The organism is Burkholderia sp. KL41, assembly GCF_057005415.2.
The window spans coordinates 2,479,388-2,498,673 of record NZ_CM174447.1 but is presented as its reverse complement, the minus strand read 5'-3'; the positions used below and the strand labels follow the sequence as shown (position 1 = coordinate 2,498,673).

15 protein-coding genes and 1 tRNA gene are annotated in these 19,286 nt (G+C 66.3%); 11 read left to right on the top strand and 5 right to left on the bottom strand.

Annotation, left to right across the window (positions count from 1 at the left end; genetic code table 11):
* Positions 1-425: 425 nt before the first annotated feature.
* Positions 426-1,601 carry an acyltransferase family protein gene (locus PQB87_RS28565; RefSeq protein WP_233342799.1) on the bottom strand — a complete coding sequence of 392 codons (1,176 nt, stop codon included), beginning with the start codon at positions 1,599-1,601 and terminating at the stop codon, positions 426-428.
* A 217-nt stretch (positions 1,602-1,818) separates the two neighbouring features.
* Between PQB87_RS28565 and PQB87_RS28560 the strand changes: the two genes are divergently transcribed.
* Positions 1,819-1,962 carry a hypothetical protein gene (locus PQB87_RS28560; RefSeq protein WP_006479318.1) on the top strand — a complete coding sequence of 48 codons (144 nt, stop codon included), beginning with the start codon at positions 1,819-1,821 and terminating at the stop codon, positions 1,960-1,962.
* Between the two features lie 230 nt (positions 1,963-2,192).
* Complete coding sequence (gene galU / locus PQB87_RS28555; RefSeq protein ID WP_021162860.1) at positions 2,193-3,080, top strand: UTP--glucose-1-phosphate uridylyltransferase GalU; 888 nt, start codon at positions 2,193-2,195, stop codon at positions 3,078-3,080.
* 399 nt (positions 3,081-3,479) lie between these two features.
* Here the strand turns inward: galU and PQB87_RS28550 are convergent, their stop codons facing one another.
* Positions 3,480-4,598 carry an acyltransferase family protein gene (locus tag PQB87_RS28550; protein WP_059484268.1) on the bottom strand — a complete coding sequence of 373 codons (1,119 nt, stop codon included), beginning with the start codon at positions 4,596-4,598 and terminating at the stop codon, positions 3,480-3,482.
* A 257-nt stretch (positions 4,599-4,855) separates the two neighbouring features.
* Between PQB87_RS28550 and PQB87_RS28545 the strand changes: the two genes are divergently transcribed.
* Together PQB87_RS28545 and PQB87_RS28540 are read left to right on the top strand one after the other, a co-directional pair.
* Positions 4,856-5,305, top strand: coding sequence for an HU family DNA-binding protein (locus PQB87_RS28545; protein WP_011355701.1), 450 nt, complete (start codon positions 4,856-4,858; stop codon positions 5,303-5,305).
* Between the two features lie 281 nt (positions 5,306-5,586).
* On the top strand, positions 5,587-6,399 hold the full coding sequence (locus PQB87_RS28540) for an AadA family aminoglycoside 3''-O-nucleotidyltransferase (protein WP_489243057.1): 813 nt from the start codon (positions 5,587-5,589) through the stop codon (positions 6,397-6,399).
* 128 nt (positions 6,400-6,527) lie between these two features.
* Here the strand turns inward: PQB87_RS28540 and PQB87_RS28535 are convergent, their stop codons facing one another.
* From PQB87_RS28535 to PQB87_RS28525, 3 genes are all read right to left on the bottom strand, one after another.
* Positions 6,528-7,001 (bottom strand): VOC family protein, encoded by a 474-nt coding sequence (locus tag PQB87_RS28535; RefSeq protein WP_174413211.1) that lies wholly within the window; start codon positions 6,999-7,001, stop codon positions 6,528-6,530.
* A 404-nt stretch (positions 7,002-7,405) separates the two neighbouring features.
* The gene (locus PQB87_RS28530) at positions 7,406-8,569 is read right to left on the bottom strand and encodes a porin (protein WP_059684331.1); all 1,164 of its coding nucleotides are present in this window, start codon (positions 8,567-8,569) and stop codon (positions 7,406-7,408) included.
* A gap of 403 nt (positions 8,570-8,972) precedes the next feature.
* Positions 8,973-9,905: a YihY/virulence factor BrkB family protein gene (locus tag PQB87_RS28525; RefSeq protein WP_124545689.1), complete on the bottom strand. Its 933-nt coding sequence runs from the start codon at positions 9,903-9,905 to the stop codon at positions 8,973-8,975.
* 142 nt (positions 9,906-10,047) lie between these two features.
* On the opposite strand from PQB87_RS28525, the gene fdnG reads away from it, so the two are divergent.
* The 7 genes from fdnG to PQB87_RS28490 all read left to right on the top strand — a co-directional run bounded on the left by fdnG (position 10,048) and on the right by PQB87_RS28490 (position 19,274).
* On the top strand, positions 10,048-13,119 hold the full coding sequence (gene fdnG / locus PQB87_RS28520; protein ID WP_153489787.1) for a formate dehydrogenase-N subunit alpha: 3,072 nt from the start codon (positions 10,048-10,050) through the stop codon (positions 13,117-13,119).
* A gap of 10 nt (positions 13,120-13,129) precedes the next feature.
* Positions 13,130-14,044, top strand: a complete 915-nt coding sequence (gene fdxH, locus PQB87_RS28515; protein ID WP_060286045.1) for a formate dehydrogenase subunit beta — start codon at positions 13,130-13,132, stop codon at positions 14,042-14,044.
* Positions 14,041-14,667: a formate dehydrogenase subunit gamma gene (locus tag PQB87_RS28510; RefSeq protein WP_021162866.1), complete on the top strand. Its 627-nt coding sequence runs from the start codon at positions 14,041-14,043 to the stop codon at positions 14,665-14,667. Before fdxH ends, PQB87_RS28510 begins: the two co-directional genes overlap by 4 nt.
* 108 nt (positions 14,668-14,775) lie before the next feature.
* The gene (fdhE, locus tag PQB87_RS28505) at positions 14,776-15,711 is read left to right on the top strand and encodes a formate dehydrogenase accessory protein FdhE (RefSeq protein ID WP_174413210.1); all 936 of its coding nucleotides are present in this window, start codon (positions 14,776-14,778) and stop codon (positions 15,709-15,711) included.
* A 73-nt stretch (positions 15,712-15,784) separates the two neighbouring features.
* A complete protein-coding gene (gene selA, locus PQB87_RS28500; protein WP_489243056.1) occupies positions 15,785-17,224 on the top strand; it encodes an L-seryl-tRNA(Sec) selenium transferase in 1,440 nt (479 codons plus the stop codon).
* The gene (gene selB, locus PQB87_RS28495; RefSeq protein ID WP_226147080.1) at positions 17,221-19,146 is read left to right on the top strand and encodes a selenocysteine-specific translation elongation factor; all 1,926 of its coding nucleotides are present in this window, start codon (positions 17,221-17,223) and stop codon (positions 19,144-19,146) included. Before selA ends, selB begins: the two co-directional genes overlap by 4 nt.
* A gap of 32 nt (positions 19,147-19,178) precedes the next feature.
* Positions 19,179-19,274 (top strand) — tRNA-Sec (locus tag PQB87_RS28490).
* Positions 19,275-19,286: the final 12 nt, after the last annotated feature.

The window sequence follows — 19,286 nt, the reverse complement described above, 5'->3', positions numbered from 1 at the left end:
TCGCCGTTGGGCGAGCGGCGGGCGATGCGAGACGGCGGCGGGGTAAGGCGACGTGAGAGGGCGGCGCGAGAAGGCAGCGTGAGAAGTAAGCGCGAGAAGTAAGCGCGAGTAGGCGGCGTGAGAAGGCGACCCGAGAAGGCGACCCGAGAAGACGACCCGAGAAGACGACCCGAGAAGACGACCCGAGAAGACGACCCGAGAAGACGACCCGAGAAGACGACCCGAGAAGACGACCCGAGAAGACGGTGCCCAAGGCATCCCGCGCAGCGAAAGCAGGCCGAGGACGGCCCAGGCGGGTCGTGGCGCGGCCCGACGCCGGAGGCCTGCCCATCCGGTCAACCCGGCGTGCCGACGCGCTCAGGCCACGATAAAGCCCCCGCACGGCGGGGCGCCACGCGGGGGCTCGGAAACCCGGGCCGGCCGGGTCAGGCGGCCCGTTCGGGCGCCGTCGCGACGACGCGGGCGGGGCGGGACGGCTTGAAGCTGGCCGACCACGTCATCGCGGGCCGTTCGAACATCCGGTAGAACAGGTACGCGACCGGGATCGCGGCGGCCATGAACGCGAACGACGGCCAGATCGACAACTGCAGTTCGGAATGGAACAGCACCGAGCCGAGGCAGACGAACAGCGGCAGGTGAATCAGGTACAGCGAATAGCTGAAATCGCCGAACCAGCTCAGCACGCGCAGCGGCGGCGTGGTGCGCGGCGGGCGGGCGAGCGCGCGGTACAGGAAGCACGCGAAGCCGGCCGACCAGAGCTGGAACGCGCCGTACTGGCCGAAATGGAACGCGCCGCAGCCGGCGGCCAGCAGCACGGCGGCCGCGCCGTACCACGCGCGCGACGGCGCGGCGGCCGCGTCGCGCGGCGACTGCGCGCGCACGTCGGCGATCCACGCGCCGATCGTCCAGGACAGCCAGTACGACGTGAAGAACTGCAGGTCGTGCCGTTCGAGCAGCCACGCCGACGCGACGTTGACGAGCGCGACCGCGGCCACGACCGCCGGCATGCCGATGCGCCGGCGTACCGCGAACAGCAGCGGGTAGATCGCGTAGAACTGCACTTCGAGCGACAGCGTCCACAGCGCGCCGTTCGACCCGTACGTGTAGCCGGCGACGCCCTGCAGCGAGAACAGGTTCACGAGGAACGCGACGAGGCCGACGTCGCGGATCTTGTGGCTGACGGGCTCGATCTGCAGGCTGACCGAGTCGAGCGCGAGCGTGAACAGCAGCGCGGCGAGCAGCACCGGGTAGATGCGCGCGAACCGGCGCATCCAGAAGTTCGGCGCGTCGAGCCGGTACGCGGGATCGGCCGCGAGCTTGAGCGCCGCGTTGCGGTGGATGCAGTAGCCGCTGATCACGAAGAAGATCGGCACGCCGGCGGAGCCCCACGCGAACGGAAAGGTCAGGTAGCCGGCGATCGCGCCCGGGTTGAGCGCATGGCCGTAAGCGTGATGGAAGCTCTGCATGCCGACCCAGACGACCTGCCGGCAGTGGAAATAGGCGACGAGCAGCGCCGCGAAGCCGCGCATCGCGTCGATCACGTGTTCCTTGTGGTCGGCGACGGGCGGCGCGGTCAGAGACGATCCGCTGAAAGCTTGCATGCGATTCGATTCCTTGCGACGGATGGACGGGAAGTTTCATCCAATCGTAATGCGCAAGAATTCGATCAATGAATAAAAAAATCTCACCGGGAAATATCGGTATTCCACATCATGGGTTTATCGCGTTCGGAAAGCGGTTCCGCGAGGCGGGTCAATTATTTACCGATTTTTTTCTGATAGTTTGAAGCTCCAGTTGATTGATGCAAGGAGCGGCAAGATGGACATGCATTGGATCGCGAGCGCTGCAGTACTGCTGGTCATGGCCGTGCTGTCGGCGTACCGCGAGGCGCTGAAGAACGAACCGATTCGCCCGGGGCTCGAACGGGGCGGCGTGCCCTATATCGAGGAATTCGAATCGTAAGAATTTGTATCTGGAAAATCGGTAATTTGTTTCTGCCTCGGCACTCGGTTCGGCAATATCGACCGGGTTGAAAGGATTATATTTTTTCCGGAATCATTGGGCAATCAGTCCATATCGATAATGAGCGGAGTCGAATTGGCAGTACCGTCGATTCTCGATATGCCGTTCGGAACACAATCGCGCCGGGTCGCTGGTCGACGCGGCGCAGTCAACGCAATCAGGATGCGAACATGTTGAAAGTCACCAAGGCCGTGTTCCCCGTTGCCGGTCTCGGCACGCGGTTCCTCCCGGCAACGAAGGCGAGCCCGAAGGAAATGCTGCCCGTCGTCGACAAGCCACTGATCCAGTACGCGGTCGAGGAAGCGATCAACGCCGGTATCACCGAGATGATCTTCGTCACCGGGCGCAGCAAGCGCGCGATCGAGGATCACTTCGACAAGTCGTACGAGATCGAGGCCGAGCTCGAGGCGCGCGGCAAGGAAAAGCTGCTCGAGCTCGTGCGCGGCATCAAGCCGAGCCACGTCAACTGCTTCTACGTGCGCCAGCCGGAAGCGCTCGGCCTCGGCCACGCGGTGCTGTGCGCGGAGAAGCTGGTGCACGGCGAGCCGTTCGCGGTGATTCTCGCCGACGACCTGCTGCACGGCGAACAGCCGGTGCTGAAGCAGCTCGTCGACGTGTTCGACCACTATCACAGCTCGGTGATCGGGGTCGAGACGATCGCGCGCGACGACAGCCGTTCGTACGGCGTCGTCGAAGGCCGCGAATGGGAGGAGGACATCATCAAGCTGTCGGGCATCATCGAGAAGCCCGCGCCCGAGGATGCGCCGTCGAATCTCGGCGTGGTCGGCCGCTACGTGTTCATGCCGACGATTTTCGATCACCTGCGCAAGCTCAAGCCGGGCGCCGGCGGCGAGCTGCAACTGACCGACGCGGTCCAGTCGCTGCTCGCGAACGAGCAGGTGCTCGCGTATCGCTACTACGGCACGCGCTTCGACTGCGGCAGCAAGATCGGCTATCTCAAGGCCACCGTCGAGCTCGCGCTCCAGCATCCGGAAGTGAGCCGCGAATTCGAGGCCTACCTGCGTACCTGCTTGCCCGCGCTGGCTGCTGTCGCCTAAGCAGCCTCGCGCTCCGTTGTTTCAGGTGGTGGTTGTTCCGTTGGCCCCGGCCGCTCGCGCGCCGGGGCTTTTTTGCGTATACGGGCGAGCGGATGCGTGATTCCGGTGCGCACCGTCGACGTGAGTGCGGTGGCGGGTTTGCCGCGCGAGCGTTGCCGCGTGCGGAGCCGGGCGCTCGGGCAAGCATGGGCGTCACGCCTGAAACCGGTGCCGCGGCGGGCGACCGTGCGGCCTCTGTCGCGATTCGATTGCGCGCTGCACGTCGATGTTCGGTGCCGCAGCGGTTCTGCCGGTGCCGGTCGATGACGGGGCGCCACGCCACGCTGGCCAGGTGTCGGCTTCCGGGTGTGGCCCGAATCGCGGTTTTCCCGTTCGATCGTATCCGTATCGGTGCGGCGTTCAACGTGCCGACGTGCCCGGCTGTGCGACGAACCGCCGGGCCAGCATCGCGGCGACCGGCTTTTTGAAGTCGAGCAGCCGCTTTTCGAGGTAGCGCCAGGACAGGTGCGCGAGCAGCACGGCGAGCGCGAACTGCAGCATCTCGGGCAGCGTTTCGCGGACGATTTCCGGTATTGCCCCGTGCGCGAAGTGTGCGGGCAGCACGCCGAAGCGCGTCGGAATCAGGTTGTGGAACAGGTAGAAGCCGTAGCTGATCGTGCCGAGATAGACGAGCGGCGCCCAGTCGAGCAGCGCCACGACCGGATGCTCGGGTTCGCTGACGATCCACAGCAGCAGCGCGCCGAGCGACGCGGACAGGCCGAGATCCGCGAGCCCCGCGATCGCGTCGGGGAGTGCCGTGCATGCGGGCAGCACGAGGAAGAACACGACGCCGGCCGCGCCGAGCCAGCCGGGCGGCACGCGGCGCACGGCGGCCGCGCCGCGTCCGGCAAGCGCCATCGCGCCGACGCCGCCGAGCGCGATCAGCGCGAAATTCCACGGGGAAAATGCGTAGATCAGCACCGGCGACGCGTCGCACAGGTAGAGCGCGAGATGCGCGAGCGCGCACAGCACGACGGCCGCGATGCCGAGCGCGACGTGTCGCGCGGCCGGCACCGCGAGCAGCGCGAGCGGTGCGATCAGATAGAACTGCTGTTCAACCGCGAGGCTCCAGAAGTGCGACGTGGAGCCCGGCCAGCCGTCCTTCACGACGCCGATCCAGTAATTCGACAGGAACACCGCGTGCCACGCGAGCCCGAGATTGACGCCGCGCTGGTAGAACAGCGCGTGCGCGATCGCGAGCGCGGCGAGCAGCAGGTAATAGACGGGAAAGATCCGCAGCGCGCGCTTCGCGAGGAACAGTGCGAGCGCATGGCGGCGCGTCATGGTGCCGCATTCGACCGCCTGGCGATTGCGATGCAGCTCGCCGACGATCAGGAATCCGCTGATGAGGAAAAACGTCCACACGCCAAGCTTGCCGACGTCGACGGCAAGGACGTGGCCCTTGTGGGACAGGAAAACGAGGATGACGGCGAGGGCTCGCAGGCCGTCGAGTCCTTTGACGTATCGGGCTTCGCGCATGGAGGCATCCGGGCATTGAGCGAGCCCAGTATAGGTGCGCAAATATCGAACGTAATTCGCGTTCGGATGCATACGTGAAGGCGTTTTTTGATGCTGGAGCGTCGATGAAACCGCCCGCATGCAAAAAAACCTGCGGGAAACCCCGCGAAAACGCACAAAAGTACTGCACGAAGCGTCACGGCGCTTGTAGAATCCGGCGTTGAAGCGCGCGCGTTGCACGCTTCGTGTATCCAACGACCACACCTGGTAGGAGAAACATGGCGACTTCCGCAAAAAAGGTGGCCAAGAAGGCTGCCGCACCCGCCACCAAGAAAGTGGCTGCCAAAAAGGCTGCGCCCGCGAAGAAAGTAGTGGCAAAGAAGGTTGTCGCGAAGGCGGCACCGGCCGCTCCGACGCCGCTGAAGGACAAGTTCACGAAGGCATCGCTCGCAACGCACATCGCTGAGCGCGCAGCTGTCGAAGTGAAGGCGGTCAAGGCAGTGCTCGTCGCACTCGAGAACGTCGTGCTCGGCTCGGTCCACAAGAAGGGCGCGGGCGAGTTCACGCTGCCGGGTCTGCTGAAGATCACGGCACAAGTCGTGCCGGCGAAGAAGAAGCGCTTCGGCAAGGATCCGTTCACGGGCGAAGAGCGTTGGTTCCCGGCGAAGCCGGCCAGCGTGCGCGTGAAGGCACGTGCGCTGAAGAAGCTGAAGGACGCGGCAGCGTAATGCCGCGCGGCGGCTGCCGAATGCATTCGGCAGCCGTTGCGAAGTCCGACGATCCCCGTACGCGAAAGCGTGCGGGGATTTTTATTGCGCTGCGCAAAGCGCGCGGCCGCGAAGAAGTGCAGAAGTGCAGAAGCGAAATGGCGGAAAGTCCGTTTCGACGCGTGATGCACGCTCGACGCCGTGTCGTGCATGCGCCATGACGAACGGCGATCCACTCACACGGGCTCGCGCTCGCCGCGCCGATTGCGGCTGTTGCGTACGCGTCGCGAGACACGCGCATCGTGACTGAAACCATTCCCGACGAAATCGCGGCGCAGGTCGCCGCCGCATGCGACACGATCGAGCGGCATCTCGGCGCGACGCTGAACGCGATCCACCTGTTCGGCTCGGCGCTCGACGGCGGACTGAAACCGCGCAGCGACATCGACCTGCTGGCGACGGTGTCGGCCCGGCCCGACGAGCCGACGCGGCGTGCGCTGATGCTCGGCCTGCTCGCCGTGTCGACGCCGCCCGGCCGCGCAGGTGGCATGCGCGCACTGGAAGTGACCGTCGTCGCGCACGACGAAATCGTGCCGTGGCGTCATCCGGCGCGGCGCGAACTGCAGTTCGGCGAGTGGCTGCGTCACGATCTCGAAGCCGGCATCGTCGAGCCGGCGCTCGTCGATCACGATCTGGCGATCCTGTTGACGAAGGTGCGGCAGCACAGTGTCGCGCTGGTTGGTCCGCCGGCTGCTGCGTTGCTCGAGCCGGTGCCCGCGGGGGATTTTGTCGCCGCGTTGCTGGCGACCGTCGCGCAGTGGCATGCCGAACCGGGCTGGCGCGGCGATGAGTGCAACGTGGTGCTCGCGCTCGCGCGCATCTGGTACAGCGCCGCGACCGGCAGGATCGCGCCCAAGGACGTCGCCGCGACATGGGCGCTGGAGCGTCTGCCGGAAACGTACCGTCCGGTTGTAGCGGCGGCGCGCGCCGCCTATCTAGGCGGCGAGGAAGGCACGGCGATCCTGTCGGGCGAACCCCTCGCCGCATTCATCGGCTACGCGCGGCGAACGGTCGAATCGATGCTGTCGACGTCGCCGCAGATGCCGCGAACGTAGCCGGCTTGCGTGCGGGACCGACGAGGATCACGGGCGTTTGCGACGCTGTCGCACGCGTTTGCCGTCGAGCCGGACGCCTGTCCGGCGACCCGGCGCATCATTCGCACGCGCTTATGCGATGTGCATCGTCAGCCGGCCGTACCGGCAAAAGCGGCCTTCAGCACGGCGTCGTCGAGCTTGACCATCTGCATCATCGCGGCGGCCACGCGCGTGGCCTTGACGGTGTCGCGGTCGGACATCATCGGGATCAGCGCTTCCGGAACGATCTGCCACGAGACGCCGTAGCGGTCTCGCAGCCAGCCGCAGGCGTCGGCCGTGCCGCCGTTGTCGAGCAGGGCGTTCCAGTAGCGGTCGAGTTCCGCCTGGTCGGCGCAGCTGACCAGCAGCGAGATCGCGTGGTTGAACGTGTCGGTGCGCGGGTGGCTCATCGCGAAGAACGGCTGCCCGAACAGCTCGAACTCGACCATCCGCGTGCCGTCGGTGCCGGGCACCGCCGTGACGCGCACGATGCGCGAATCCGGAAAGATGCCTGCATAGAAGGTGGCGGCTTCTTCGGCTTCCGCCGCGTACCAGAGGAACGGCGTGATCTTCTGAATCGTCATGGCGAATCTCCTGTCTGTATGGATTGGCCGGGGCGCAAATCGCGTGCCGACCTCTGTACGACGGATGAAGGCCTTCGAAATCGACACGCCGGGGCGAACGGCCGTCGCTCCGGGGTCGTGGCACGACAGTGCGGATGGTAGTCGTCCGGCGCACCCATGGCGAGCGAGCCCGGCATCAGGAAACCGCGTTTCCGGCGCGTTGCGGCCGTCAGGCGCCGCTGCCGGCCGGGTGACGAGCGGGTGGGGTACCCGTGCATCGGCCGTCGGCCCGTGCAGGCCGTGCGGGCCGTGCAGACCAACCGGCAACGGACGAAAAAAAAGCCAGCCGCGGCCGAAACCGGGGACTGGCTTTCCAGTTCGGCGGCAAGGCGTCGGAGACGCCATGCACGCCGGGTACGTCGTTTTTAGAACTTGTGGCGCAGGCCGAGTGCGACCAGCTCTTGCGAGCTCTTGCCGGCGATACCGTACGAGCCGATCGACGCTTGCGCATCGGTGCCGTCCGCGTTCTTGCCGCTTGCGTGCTGATACGCACCAACCAGGTAGATGTCCGTGCGCTTCGACAGCGAGTAATCGGCGCCCAGCGAAACCTGATGGTACTTGCCGTTGTTGTCGCCGTTGCCCTTCGTGTAGATGTAGCCGAGGCCGAGCAGCAGCGGTGCCGATGCCTGATACGTGACGAACGCGCGACCCGTGTTGTACTTCTGGTTCGTGCCGAACGCCGAGTTGCCGTCTGCCTTGTATTGCGCGTTGCTGTAACCGGCGCCGACCGTCACCGGGCCGAATGCGTACTGGCCAGCCACTTGCGCGATGCCGATCGACGTCGACGACGTGAACGCGTTGTTGATGAAGGTCGTGCCCGAATCGCCGTCGAAGATCGCGTCCGACGAGCCGGCCCAGCCGCTACGCGTGCCGGTGGCGCTGAGTGCCGATGCGTTGTTCGCGTGGAAGTAGCCGGCAGCCAGGCCGAGCGGGCCGTTGTTGTACGCTGCTGCTGCTGCCCACGTCTGACCCTTGCCGGTCGAACCTGCAACACCGCCGAATGCGTACATCGCTTCGACCTGCAGGCCTGCCCAGACCGGCGACGTGTACTTCACTGCGTTGCTGACGCGCAGGCTGTTGTCGTTGTTGTCGACGTCGCCCGGCGTGGCGAACACGCTGCCGAAATAGTTGTCTGCCGTGACTGCCTGGACCAGGTCGACGAGCGGGTCATACTGGCGGCCGAGCGTGACCGTACCGTACTGGTCGCTCTGCAGGCCGACGAATGCCTGGCGGCCGAACATGCGGCCACCCTGGCCCAGTGCGCCCGATGCCGAGTTGAAGCCGTTTTCCAACTGGAAGATCGCCTTCAGGCCGCCACCGAGGTCCTCGGAACCCTTCAGGCCGAAACGGCTGCCTTGCAGGTTGCCGCTACCCATCGACCACGAATTGTTGCCTTGACCTGCGTTACCGTGAACATAGGTGATCGACGTGTCGATCACGCCGTACAGCGTCACGCTCGACTGTGCCTGAGCAGCGCCGGCGGCGCCCAGCAGGGCGAGCGAGAGGGTCGAGAGAGCAAGTTTCTTCATCGTTGAGTTTCTCCACGCAAGTGATTCATCGTTATTTGTTGCGGATTGGAGAATAGCTCAGTGCCGTAGACGCAAGAAAGCCTAAAAAATAAAGTGTCTCGAAAAGGTAACAGCGCGAAAAAGTCCATATATATCAAGCACATCAACGACTGTTCCCATTTTTGAAATAGTTGACATTTGCTGCGGCGCGATTGTTTCAAAAGTTGACGCGCATTGCGGCAGGCAGCCTGTTTCGGCCCGTTGGCGGACAGAAATGGATGCCTGCAAACGTTTGCGGTTGCGGCAACGAAGCCGGGGCATGCAAAGAACGTATCAACGTCACGCGAATGCGCGGCGGACTGCCTGGTTGCAGGAGGGCAGACGGGTGTGCGGGGTCGCGCCGCGACGTTGCTAACAGCGTGAATTAGTCGTCGCGCATGCGATCGACGGGCCGGTCGGCTTGAGCGGACACGGCCGGTGCGGTACCGGCGAGACGATGCGCGTTGCCGCGGGCCGCCGCGAACTCCGCGCCGAGCAGCAGCACGATCGCCGAGAAGTACAGCCACATCAGCAGGACCGCGAACGATCCGGCCGCGCCGAATGCACTGGCGGTGCCCGCGTGCGCGAGGTACAGCGCGAACAGTTTCTTGCCGCCCGAGAACAGGATCGCGGACACGATGCCGCCGATCGCGGCGTCGCGCCACGCGACGCGCGCATCGGGCAGGAACTTCATCAGCGATGCGAACGCGGCCGCGAGCACGGCGATGCCGACGAAGAACTGCACGAGGTTCGTGACGACCACGTACGGCGAATTGCCCAGCAGCCAGGTGCCGACGAACGTGATCGCGGTGTCGAGCACGAGCGACACGATCAGCAGGAACGCGACGCCGAGCACGAGCCCGAACGAGATCAGCCGCACGCGCACGAGCCCGAGCATGCTCGACCAGCGGTTCTCGGTGGCCGGCCAGATCACGCTGAGCGCGGCGCTGAGCGACGCGAAGGTGGCCGACGCGCCGATGGCCAGCGCGGCGAACGAGATCAGGGTGGCGAGGCCGCCGCGCTCGCCCGCGCGGTGCGCGTTCTGCACGATCGTCTGGATGCTGGCCGCCGCGTCGTCGCCGATCAGCTGGTGCGCCTGTTCGAACACCTGGCCGCGCGCGGCGTCGTCGCCGTAGAACCAGCCGGCCACGGCAATCACCATCACGAGCATCGGCGCGAGCGAGAACGCGGAGAAGAATGCAATGCCCGCGGCCATCGCGGAGCAACGGTCGGCCGAGAAGCGCTTGAACGCCGTGAGGGCCCAGTTGGCCTGTTGTTGCGCGAGACGGGTGGCTTCGGAGGTGATCTGTCGTTTCATGACGGTTCGGTGGCGCGCGGAACGCGGATCATCGTTGGTAATCAGACAATTCAGTATTGATCCGAAGATTCGAACATAGTTGCGCGAACTGTCTATAATTCCTTTCAGTTTCCTCACCCCCACAATAACGCCGAGACCAGCCATGCTCCAAATGTCCCGGCGCCAGTTCCTGAAGGTGACGGCTACGTCGCTTGCCGGATCGAGTCTAGCCCTGATGGGCTTCTCTCCGTCCGAAGCGCTCGCCGAAGTCCGACAGTACAAGCTGGCGCGCACCGTCGAAACGCGCAACACCTGTCCTTACTGTTCAGTGGGTTGCGGCATCCTGATGTACAGCCTCGGAGACGGCGCGAAGAACGCGCAGCCGAGCATCATCCACATCGAAGGCGATCCCGACCATCCCGTCAATCGCGGCACGCTGTGCCCGAAGGGCGCGAGCCTGATCGACTTCATCCACAGCCCGAACCGCCTGACGCACCCCGAGTATCGCGCGCCCGGCTCGGACAAGTGGGAACCGATCTCGTGGAACGACGCGCTCGACCGGATCGCGAAGCTGATGAAGGCCGACCGCGACGCGAACTTCGTCGAGACGGCGGAGGACGGTGCGAAGGTCAACCGCTGGCTGACGACCGGCATGCTGGCCGCGTCGGCGGGCAGCAACGAGGTCGGCTACCTGACGCACAAGACGGTCCGCAGTCTCGGGATGCTCGCATTCGACAATCAGGCGCGTGTCTGACATGGCCCGACGGTGGCAGGTCTTGCCCCGACGTTTGGCCGTGGAGCGATGACGAACCATTGGGTCGACATCAAGAACGCGGACGTGATTCTCGTGATGGGCGGCAATGCAGCCGAGGCCCATCCGTGCGGTTTCAAGTGGGTAACGGAGGCGAAGGCGCACCGCAAGGCGCGGCTGATCGTCGTCGACCCGCGCTTTACGCGTACGGCCTCGGTGGCCGACTACTACGCGCCGATCCGCACCGGCACCGACATCGTCTTCCTGGGCGGTGTGATCAACTATCTGCTGACGAACGACAAGATCCAGCATGAGTACGTGAAGAACTACACGGACTTCTCGTTCATCGTGCGCGAGGATTTCGCGTTCAACGACGGCATCTATTCCGGCTACGACGCGGAGAAACACGCGTACCCGGACAAGTCGAGCTGGGACTACGAGCGCGGCGACGACGGCTTCGTGAAGGTCGACCCGACGCTGCAGCACCCGCGTTGCGTGTACAACCTGCTGAAGCAGCACTACGCGCGCTATACGCAGGACATGGTCCAGCAGGTCTGCGGCACGCCGAAGGAGAAGTTCCTGAAGGTGTGCGAGATGCTCGCGACCACCGCCGTTCCCGGCCGCGCCGGCACGGTGCTGTACGCGCTCGGCTGGACGCACCACTCGATCGGCGCGCAGATCATCCGCACCGGCGCGATGGTGCAGCTGCTGCTCGGCAACATCGGCATCGCCGGCGGCGGGATGAACGCGCTGCGCGGCCACTCGAACATCCAGGGGTTGACCGACCTCGGGCTGATGTCGAACCTGCTGCCGGGCTACATGACGCTGCCGATGCAGGCCGAGCAGGATTTCGACGGCTACATCAAGAAGCGCGTGCAGCAGCCGCTGCGGCCGAACCAGCTGAGCTACTGGAAGAACTACAAGGCCTTCCACGTCAGCTTCATGAAGTCCTGGTGGGGCGACGCGGCGACCGCCGAGAACAACTGGGCCTACGATTACCTGCCGAAGCTGGACAAGCAGTACGACCTGCTGCAGGCGATCGAGCTGATGAATGCCGGCAAGATGAACGGCTACATCTGCCAGGGCTTCAACCCGCTCGCGGCGGCGCCGTCGAAGGTGAAGACGGCGGCAGGGCTCGCGAAGCTCAAGTGGCTCGTGATCATGGATCCGCTCGCGACCGAGACGTCCGAGTTCTGGAAGCATCACGGCGACTACAACGACGTCGACGCGTCGAAGATCCAGACCGAGGTGTTCCGTCTGCCCACCACGTGTTTTGCGGAGGAAAACGGTTCGCTCGTGAGTTCGAGCCGCGTGCTGCAATGGCACTGGAAGGGCGCGGAGCCGCCGGGCGAAGCGCGTAGCGACCTCGAGATCATGTCGGGGCTGTTCCTGCGCATGCGCAAGATGTACCAGACGGACGGCGGCAAGTATCCGGACCCGATCGTCAACCTGACCTGGCCGTACGCGAACCCGGAAAGCCCGACGCCCGAAGAACTCGCGATGGAATTCAACGGGAAGGCGCTCGCCGACCAGCCCGATCCGAAGGATCCGGCCAAGACGCTCGTGAAGAAAGGCGAGCAGCTGGCCGCGTTCGCGCAGCTGAAGGACGACGGCACGACCGCGAGCGGCTGCTGGATCTTCTGCGGAGCCTGGACGCAGGCCGGCAACCAGATGGGGCGGCGCGACAACTCCGATCCGACCGGCATCGGCCAGACGCTGAACTGGGCGTGGGCCTGGCCGGCGAACCGGCGGATCCTGTACAACCGCGCATCGTGCGACGTGAGCGGCAAGCCGTTCGACCCGACCCGCAAGCTGATCGGCTGGAACGGCAGCGCGTGGAAGGGCGCCGACATCCCCGATTTCAAGGCGGACGAACCACCCGAAAACGGGATGGGGCCGTTCATCATGAATCCGGAAGGTGTCGCGCGCTTCTTCGCGCGTGCGGGGATGAACGAAGGCCCGTTCCCCGAGCACTACGAGCCGTTCGAAACGCCGATCGGCACGAACCCGCTGCACCCGAACAACCCGCTGGCGCTGAACAACCCGGCCGCCCGCGTGTTCCCGGACGACCGGGCGTCGTTCGGCCAGGCACCGGAGTTCCCGCACGCGGCGACCACGTACCGGCTGACCGAGCATTTCCACTACTGGACCAAGCATGCACGGCTGAACGCGATCATCCAGCCCGAGCAATTCGTCGAGATCGGCGAAGACCTCGCGAAGGAAGTCGGCGTCGCGCATGGCGAGCGCGTGAAGGTGTCGTCCAAGCGCGGCTACATCATCGCGGTCGCCCTCGTCACGAAGCGGATCAAGCCGCTGATGGTCGACGGCAAGAAGGTCCAGACGGTCGGTGTCCCGTTGCACTGGGGCTTCAAGGGTCTGACGAAGCCCGGCTATCTCGCGAATACCCTGACTCCGTCCGTGGGTGACGGCAACTCCTATACACCGGAATTCAAGTCGTTCCTGGTGAAGGTCGAAAAGGCGTAAGGGGAAAGAGATGGCATTGCAATCGCTGGATATCAAGCGCGTCTCGGCCACCACGACGCCACCGCCCACGGTGCGCGAACCGGTGACCGGGAGCGTCGCGAAGCTGATCGACGTATCGAAGTGCATCGGCTGCAAGGCATGTCAGACGGCATGCATGGAGTGGAACGACCTGCGCGACGAGGTCGGCACCAACGTCGGCGTGTACGACAACCCGGCCGACCTCTCCGAGCACTCGTGGACGGTGATGCGGTTCGCCGAATACGAGAACCCGGCGGGCGACCTCGAGTGGCTGATCCGCAAGGACGGCTGCATGCACTGCGAGGATCCGGGCTGCCTGAAGGCGTGCCCGTCGCCGGGCGCGATCGTGCAGTACAACAACGGAATCGTCGATTTCCACGAGGAGAACTGCATCGGTTGCGGCTATTGCGTGACCGGCTGCCCGTTCAACGTTCCGCGGATCTCGAAGAAGGATCATCGCGCGTACAAGTGCACGCTCTGTTCCGACCGCGTCGCGGTCGGCCAGGAACCGGCCTGCGTGAAGACCTGCCCGACGGGCGCGATCGTGTTCGGCACCAAGGAGGACATGAAGCAGCACGCGGCCGAGCGGATCGAGGACCTGAAGGAGCGCGGCTTCGAGCATGCGGGGCTGTACGACCCGCAGGGCGTCGGCGGCACGCACGTGATGTACGTGCTGCACCATGCCGATAAACCGTCGCTGTACCACGGGCTGCCCGACAACCCGTCGATCAGCCCGATGGTGAAGCTGTGGAAGGGCATTGCGAAACCGCTCGCGGTGGCCGGCATCGCGCTGACCGCGCTTGCCGGGTTCTTCCACTACGTCCGGGTCGGTCCGAACGAGGTGAGCGACGAGGAAGAATCGGCCGCGCGCGACGAAGCGCGACGCATCAAGGAGGACGCGAAATGAACCACGACGACCCCAACCTGATCGTCCGCTACACGCCGAACGAGCGCACGAACCACTGGATCACCGCGATCACGTTCGTGCTGCTCGCGTTGTCCGGCCTCGCGCTGTTTCATCCGTCGATGTTCTGGCTGACCGCGCTGTTCGGCGGCGGCCAGTGGACGCGGATCCTGCATCCGTTCGTCGGCCTCGTGATGTTCGTGTCGTTCGCGATCCTGGTCGTGCGTTTCTGGCACCACAATGCGCTCGACGCGGACGATCGCCAATGGCTGAAGCAGATCGGCGACGTGCTGACCAACCAGGAAGACAAGCTGCCGCCCGTCGGGCGCTATAACGCCGGGCAGAAGCTGCTATTCTTCACGCTGGTGGCGTGCCTGTTGCTGCTCCTGCTGTCGGGAGTCGTGATCTGGCGGCGTTACTTCTCGTTCTACTTCCCGATCGGGGTGATCCGCGCGGCCGCTGTCGTGCATGCCGTGGCGGCCTTCGTGCTGATCGCGAGCATCATCGTGCACATTTACGCGGCGTTGTGGGTGAAGGGCTCGATCGGCGCGATGGTGCGCGGCACCGTCACGCTGGGCTGGGCTCGCAAGCATCACCCGAAGTGGTTCCGTGAAAGCGTGAAATAACGCACCGGGGCGGGGCGGCTCGCCGGCCACGGCGGGGCGTTCCGTTCCTTCGCTGGAACTGCCGAAAGCGCCGATGCGTCGGCGCTTGTTTATTTGGAAGACATTTTTGTGACACAACGCATCCTCGAACCGACCGAGATATCGACACTCGATCATTCGGCCATCCCGCGCTTTCGCCTGCCGGAGCGCGCCACCGCGTTCTCGGCGCGCGCCGCGCGGCTGCGCAAGCTGGCCGACCTGAACCCGATCAGCGGCTACCTGCGGCTGATGGCCACCGTCGCCGATGCGCAGCACGCGACGCTGCAGACGCTGGAACTGCCGCTGCCGTCGAAGGAAGCGATCGCGCTTGCACAGCAGCATTCGATGCCGCTCATACCGGCGCTCGACGGCGAGCGCAACCCGCAATGGCGTGCCGTGCTGTACGAACTGCTCGACCGCGTCGAAGGTGCCGGGCTCGTCAACCCGCAGCTCGCGAAGCTGCTCGACCGGCTGCGCCTGATGGCGCCCGCCGAACTCGACGCGCAGGCCGACGCGATCCTCGCACTGCGCTTCGCCGAAGTCGATCCGGCCACCGCGCCGTTCCTGATGGCCGCGCTGCAGGTCGTCTGGACGGATCTCGCAAGCTGCGTTGCGCCGGCCGACGTCCCGTACCTCGACCAGCCGGGGCTGTGCCCCGTGTGCGGCACGCACCCGGTCGCGAGCGTCGTGCGGGTCGGCGGGCAGTACCAGGGCTACCGTTTCCTGCAGTGCGGGCTGTGCACGACCGAGTGGCACATGGTGCGCACGAAGTGCTCGCACTGCGATTCGACGAAAGGCATCGCGTATCACGGGATCGAGGGCGGCAGCGAAGCCGTCAAGGCCGAATCGTGCGACGAGTGCAAGACCTATCGCAAGATCGGTTATCAGGACAAGGACTACGAGTTCGAGCCGCTGGCGGACGATCTCGCGAGCCTCACGCTCGACCTGCTGATGAACGAGGCCGGTTACCAGCGCAGTTCGCCGAACCCGCTGCTGTGGCCGGACGTCGCGCAGGAAGCGGATTGACGACATCGGCCGGGGCGGCGCGCGAGCGCCGGCGCCGGCCGACTGCGAAGCATGAGACTGGAGCCACCACGACGTGACCGAACCCGGTTTGAATGAACTGAATGCCGTGCTGGCGCGTGTGCCGTCGGTCGAGCGCGTGCTGTCGTCGGCGCCGCTGCAACCGCTGCTCGCCGACTACGGCCGCACGCGCGTGCTGAACGCCGTGCGCGCGGAGCTCGAACGCTGGCGTACCGCCGCGCAGCACGATCCGGCGGGGGCCGAACCGCTCGACGAACCGCGCATCGCCGCGGCCGTCGCGCGCGCGCTGGCCGCGCAGAGCACGGGCGCGGTGCGCACCGTGTTCAACCTGACCGGCACCGTGCTGCACACGAACCTCGGGCGCGCGCTGTTGCCCGACGACGCGGTGCGCGCGGTGGTCGACGCGCTCACGCGCCCCGTCAACCTCGAATTCGACCTCGCCACGGGCCGCCGCGGCGATCGCGACGACCTGATCGACGATCTGCTGTGCGAACTGACGGGCGCGGAAGCCGCGACCGTCGTCAACAACAACGCGGCGGCCGTGCTGCTGGCGCTGTCGGCGCTGGCGACGAAGCGGGAAGTCGTCGTGTCGCGCGGCGAGCTGGTCGAGATCGGCGGCGCATTCCGCATCCCCGACATCATGAGCCGCGCAGGCGCCAGGCTGCGCGAAGTCGGCACGACCAACCGCACCCATCTGCGCGACTACGCGGAGGCAATCGGCCCGCGCACCGCGCTGCTGATGAAGGTGCACTGCAGCAACTACGCGATCAGCGGCTTCACGAAGGAGACGTCGCTCGCCGAACTCGCGCCGCTCGCGCGCGAGCACGGGCTGCCGGTCGCCGTCGATCTCGGCAGCGGCACGCTCGCCGACCTGACGCAATGGGGCCTGCCGCACGAGACGACCGTGCAGGAAACCGTCGCCGCCGGCGCAAACGTTGTCACGTTCAGCGGCGACAAGCTGCTTGGCGGGCCGCAGGCCGGCCTGATCGTCGGCGATCGCGCGCTGATCGCGAAGATCAAGAAACATCCGCTCAAGCGCGCACTGCGCGTCGGCAAGCTGACGCTCGCGGCGCTCGAACCCGTGCTGCGCCTCTACCAGTCCCCCGAGTTCCTGCGCGACCGGCTCACGACACTGCGCCTGCTGACGCGCCCGCACGGCGAGATCGCCGAGGCCGCCGAACGCGTGCGTCCGGCGCTGCAGGCCGCGCTCGGCGGCGGTTTCGACGTAGCGGTCGAGCCGATGTTCAGCCAGATCGGCAGCGGTGCGCTGCCGGTCGACCAGTTGCCGAGCGCCGGGCTCGTCGTGCGCACGGCGGACGGCAAGCGCGGCGGCCGCGCGCTCGCGCAGCTCGAGAAGCAGCTTCGCGAATGGCCGCGCCCGGTGATCGGCCGCGTGGCCGACAACGCGCTGCGGCTCGACCTGCGCTGCCTCGAAGCGGCCGACGAGGCGGCGTTCATCGCGCAATGCGTGCCGCTCGCGGGGCCCGCTGCATGATCGTCGGTACCGCCGGACACATCGACCACGGCAAGACGACGCTGGTGCGCGCGCTGACGGGCGTCGATACCGACCGCCTGAAGGAAGAGAAGGCGCGCGGCATCTCGATCGAACTCGGTTATGCGTATACGCCGCTCGACAACGGCGACGTGCTCGGCCTGATCGACGTGCCGGGCCACGAGAAGCTGATTCACACGATGGCGGCCGGCGCATGCGGTATCGACTTCGCGCTGCTCGTGATTGCCGCCGACGACGGTGTGATGCCGCAGACGCGCGAGCATCTCGCGATCCTGCAACTGCTCGGCGTCACGCATGGCGCCGTCGCGCTGACGAAGTGCGATCGCGTCGACGCCGCGCGCGTGGCCGAGGTGCGCGACGAGATCGCCGCGTGGCTGAACGATTCGACGCTGGCCGGCGTGCCGATCTTCGAAACGCGGGCGACGGCCGTGGACGATCCGGGTGTCGCCGCGTTGAAGCGTCACCTGGCCGACGCGGCGATCGCGTGGCGCGCACGCCGCGACGACGGGCTGTTCCGGCTCGCGGTCGATCGTGTGTTTACGCTCTCGGGGCAGGGCACCGTCGTGACGGGCACCGCGTTCGCGGGCCGCGTCGCGACCGGCGATACGCTCGCGATCGTGCGCACGGGCGGCGCGGCGCGCGTGCGCAGCATCCATGCGCAGAACCGGCCGGTCGAGGCCGGCCGCGCGGGCGAGCGTTGCGCACTGAACCTGGCCGGGGTCGACAAGGCCGATGTCGAGCGCGGCGATACCGTGGCCGATGCGCGGCTCGTCGCGACGTCGCCGCGTCTCGACGTCGAACTGACGCTGCTCGCGGATGCGGGGCTGACGCTCACGCACTGGGCACCGCTGCACGTGCATCTCGGCACGCTGCATCGCGTCGCGCATGTCGCGCTGCTCGACGGCGATACGCTTGCGGCCGGCCAGCGGATGCGCGTGCAACTGGTATTCGACGAACCGGTGTTTGCGTTGCCGGGCGACCGCTTCATCGTCCGCAATCCGCAGGCGACGCGCACGGTCGGCGGCGGCCGCGTGCTCGACCCGTTCGGGCCGGCGCGCAAGCGTCGTACGCCCCAGCGCCGCGCGTGGCTCGACGCGCTGGCCGAATGGCTCGACGCAGGGCGTCTCGATGCGCTGCTCGCGCAGGCGCCGCTCGGCGTCCCGCGCGCGATGCTCACGCATCTGACGGGTTTTGCGCCGAACGCGCTGGTTTTGCCGGATGACGCGCTGGCGATCGGGCAGCGCGACGCCGCGTCGAATGACGGAGCGGTGATTGCGCATGCGCACTGGCGTGCGCTGCAGACGCGGGCGATCGATACGCTGCGCGCGTATCACGAGCGCATGCCCGACGAGCAGGGGCTCGACGCCGCGCGGCTGCGGCGGATGGCGGCGCCGCTCGCCGGCGATGCGCTGTGGCGCGCGCTCGTCGATGCGCTGGTGACCGGCGGCGAAGTGGCGCGAAGCGGGCCGTGGCTGCACCTGCCGTCGCATTCGGTGAGCCTCGAGCCGCGCGAGGAAGCGCTGGCGCAGCAACTGCTGCCGCTGATTCATGCGGGGCGCTTCGATCCGCCGTGGGTGCGCGACCTGGCCCGCGACACGGGGGCGGCCGAGGACGCGGTGCGTACCGTGCTGCGCAAGCTCGCACGGCGCGGCGACGTGCACCAGGTCGTGCGCGACCTGTTCTATCACGCGGACGTCGTGCGCGAACTCGCGGAACTGGTTGCGCATCTCGCGCCGTCGCGCGACGGCGGGCTCGATGCCGCGACGTTCCGCGACGCGACGGGGCTCGGCCGCAAGCGTGCGATCCAGATTCTCGAGTTCTTCGACCGGGTTGGGTATACTCGCTTCCACCGCGATCTTCACTTCCTGCGGCCTGACAGCGGTTGGGCGGGTATTCAGGCGTAGGCGCTCGTTGTTCTTTGTTTTTTTCCCACGACGGAAGGCATTCGTATCCGGTGGTACGGCTGGACTTCAAATCCAGTTGGGGGTGTCAGACACTCCCGGGTAGGTTCGACTCCTGCTGCCTTCCGCCACTCAACGCATCC

Coding starts and splice junctions, on each gene's coding strand:
- PQB87_RS28565 (WP_233342799.1), bottom strand. CDS start 1,601: ATGCAAGCTTTCAGCGGATCGTCTCTGACCGCGCCGCCCGTCGCCGAC.
- PQB87_RS28560 (WP_006479318.1), top strand. CDS start 1,819: ATGGACATGCATTGGATCGCGAGCGCTGCAGTACTGCTGGTCATGGCC.
- galU (WP_021162860.1), top strand. CDS start 2,193: ATGTTGAAAGTCACCAAGGCCGTGTTCCCCGTTGCCGGTCTCGGCACG.
- PQB87_RS28550 (WP_059484268.1), bottom strand. CDS start 4,598: ATGCGCGAAGCCCGATACGTCAAAGGACTCGACGGCCTGCGAGCCCTC.
- PQB87_RS28545 (WP_011355701.1), top strand. CDS start 4,856: ATGGCGACTTCCGCAAAAAAGGTGGCCAAGAAGGCTGCCGCACCCGCC.
- PQB87_RS28535 (WP_174413211.1), bottom strand. CDS start 7,001: ATGACGATTCAGAAGATCACGCCGTTCCTCTGGTACGCGGCGGAAGCC.
- PQB87_RS28530 (WP_059684331.1), bottom strand. CDS start 8,569: ATGAAGAAACTTGCTCTCTCGACCCTCTCGCTCGCCCTGCTGGGCGCC.
- PQB87_RS28525 (WP_124545689.1), bottom strand. CDS start 9,905: ATGAAACGACAGATCACCTCCGAAGCCACCCGTCTCGCGCAACAACAG.
- fdxH (WP_060286045.1), top strand. CDS start 13,130: ATGGCATTGCAATCGCTGGATATCAAGCGCGTCTCGGCCACCACGACG.
- PQB87_RS28510 (WP_021162866.1), top strand. CDS start 14,041: ATGAACCACGACGACCCCAACCTGATCGTCCGCTACACGCCGAACGAG.
- selB (WP_226147080.1), top strand. CDS start 17,221: ATGATCGTCGGTACCGCCGGACACATCGACCACGGCAAGACGACGCTG.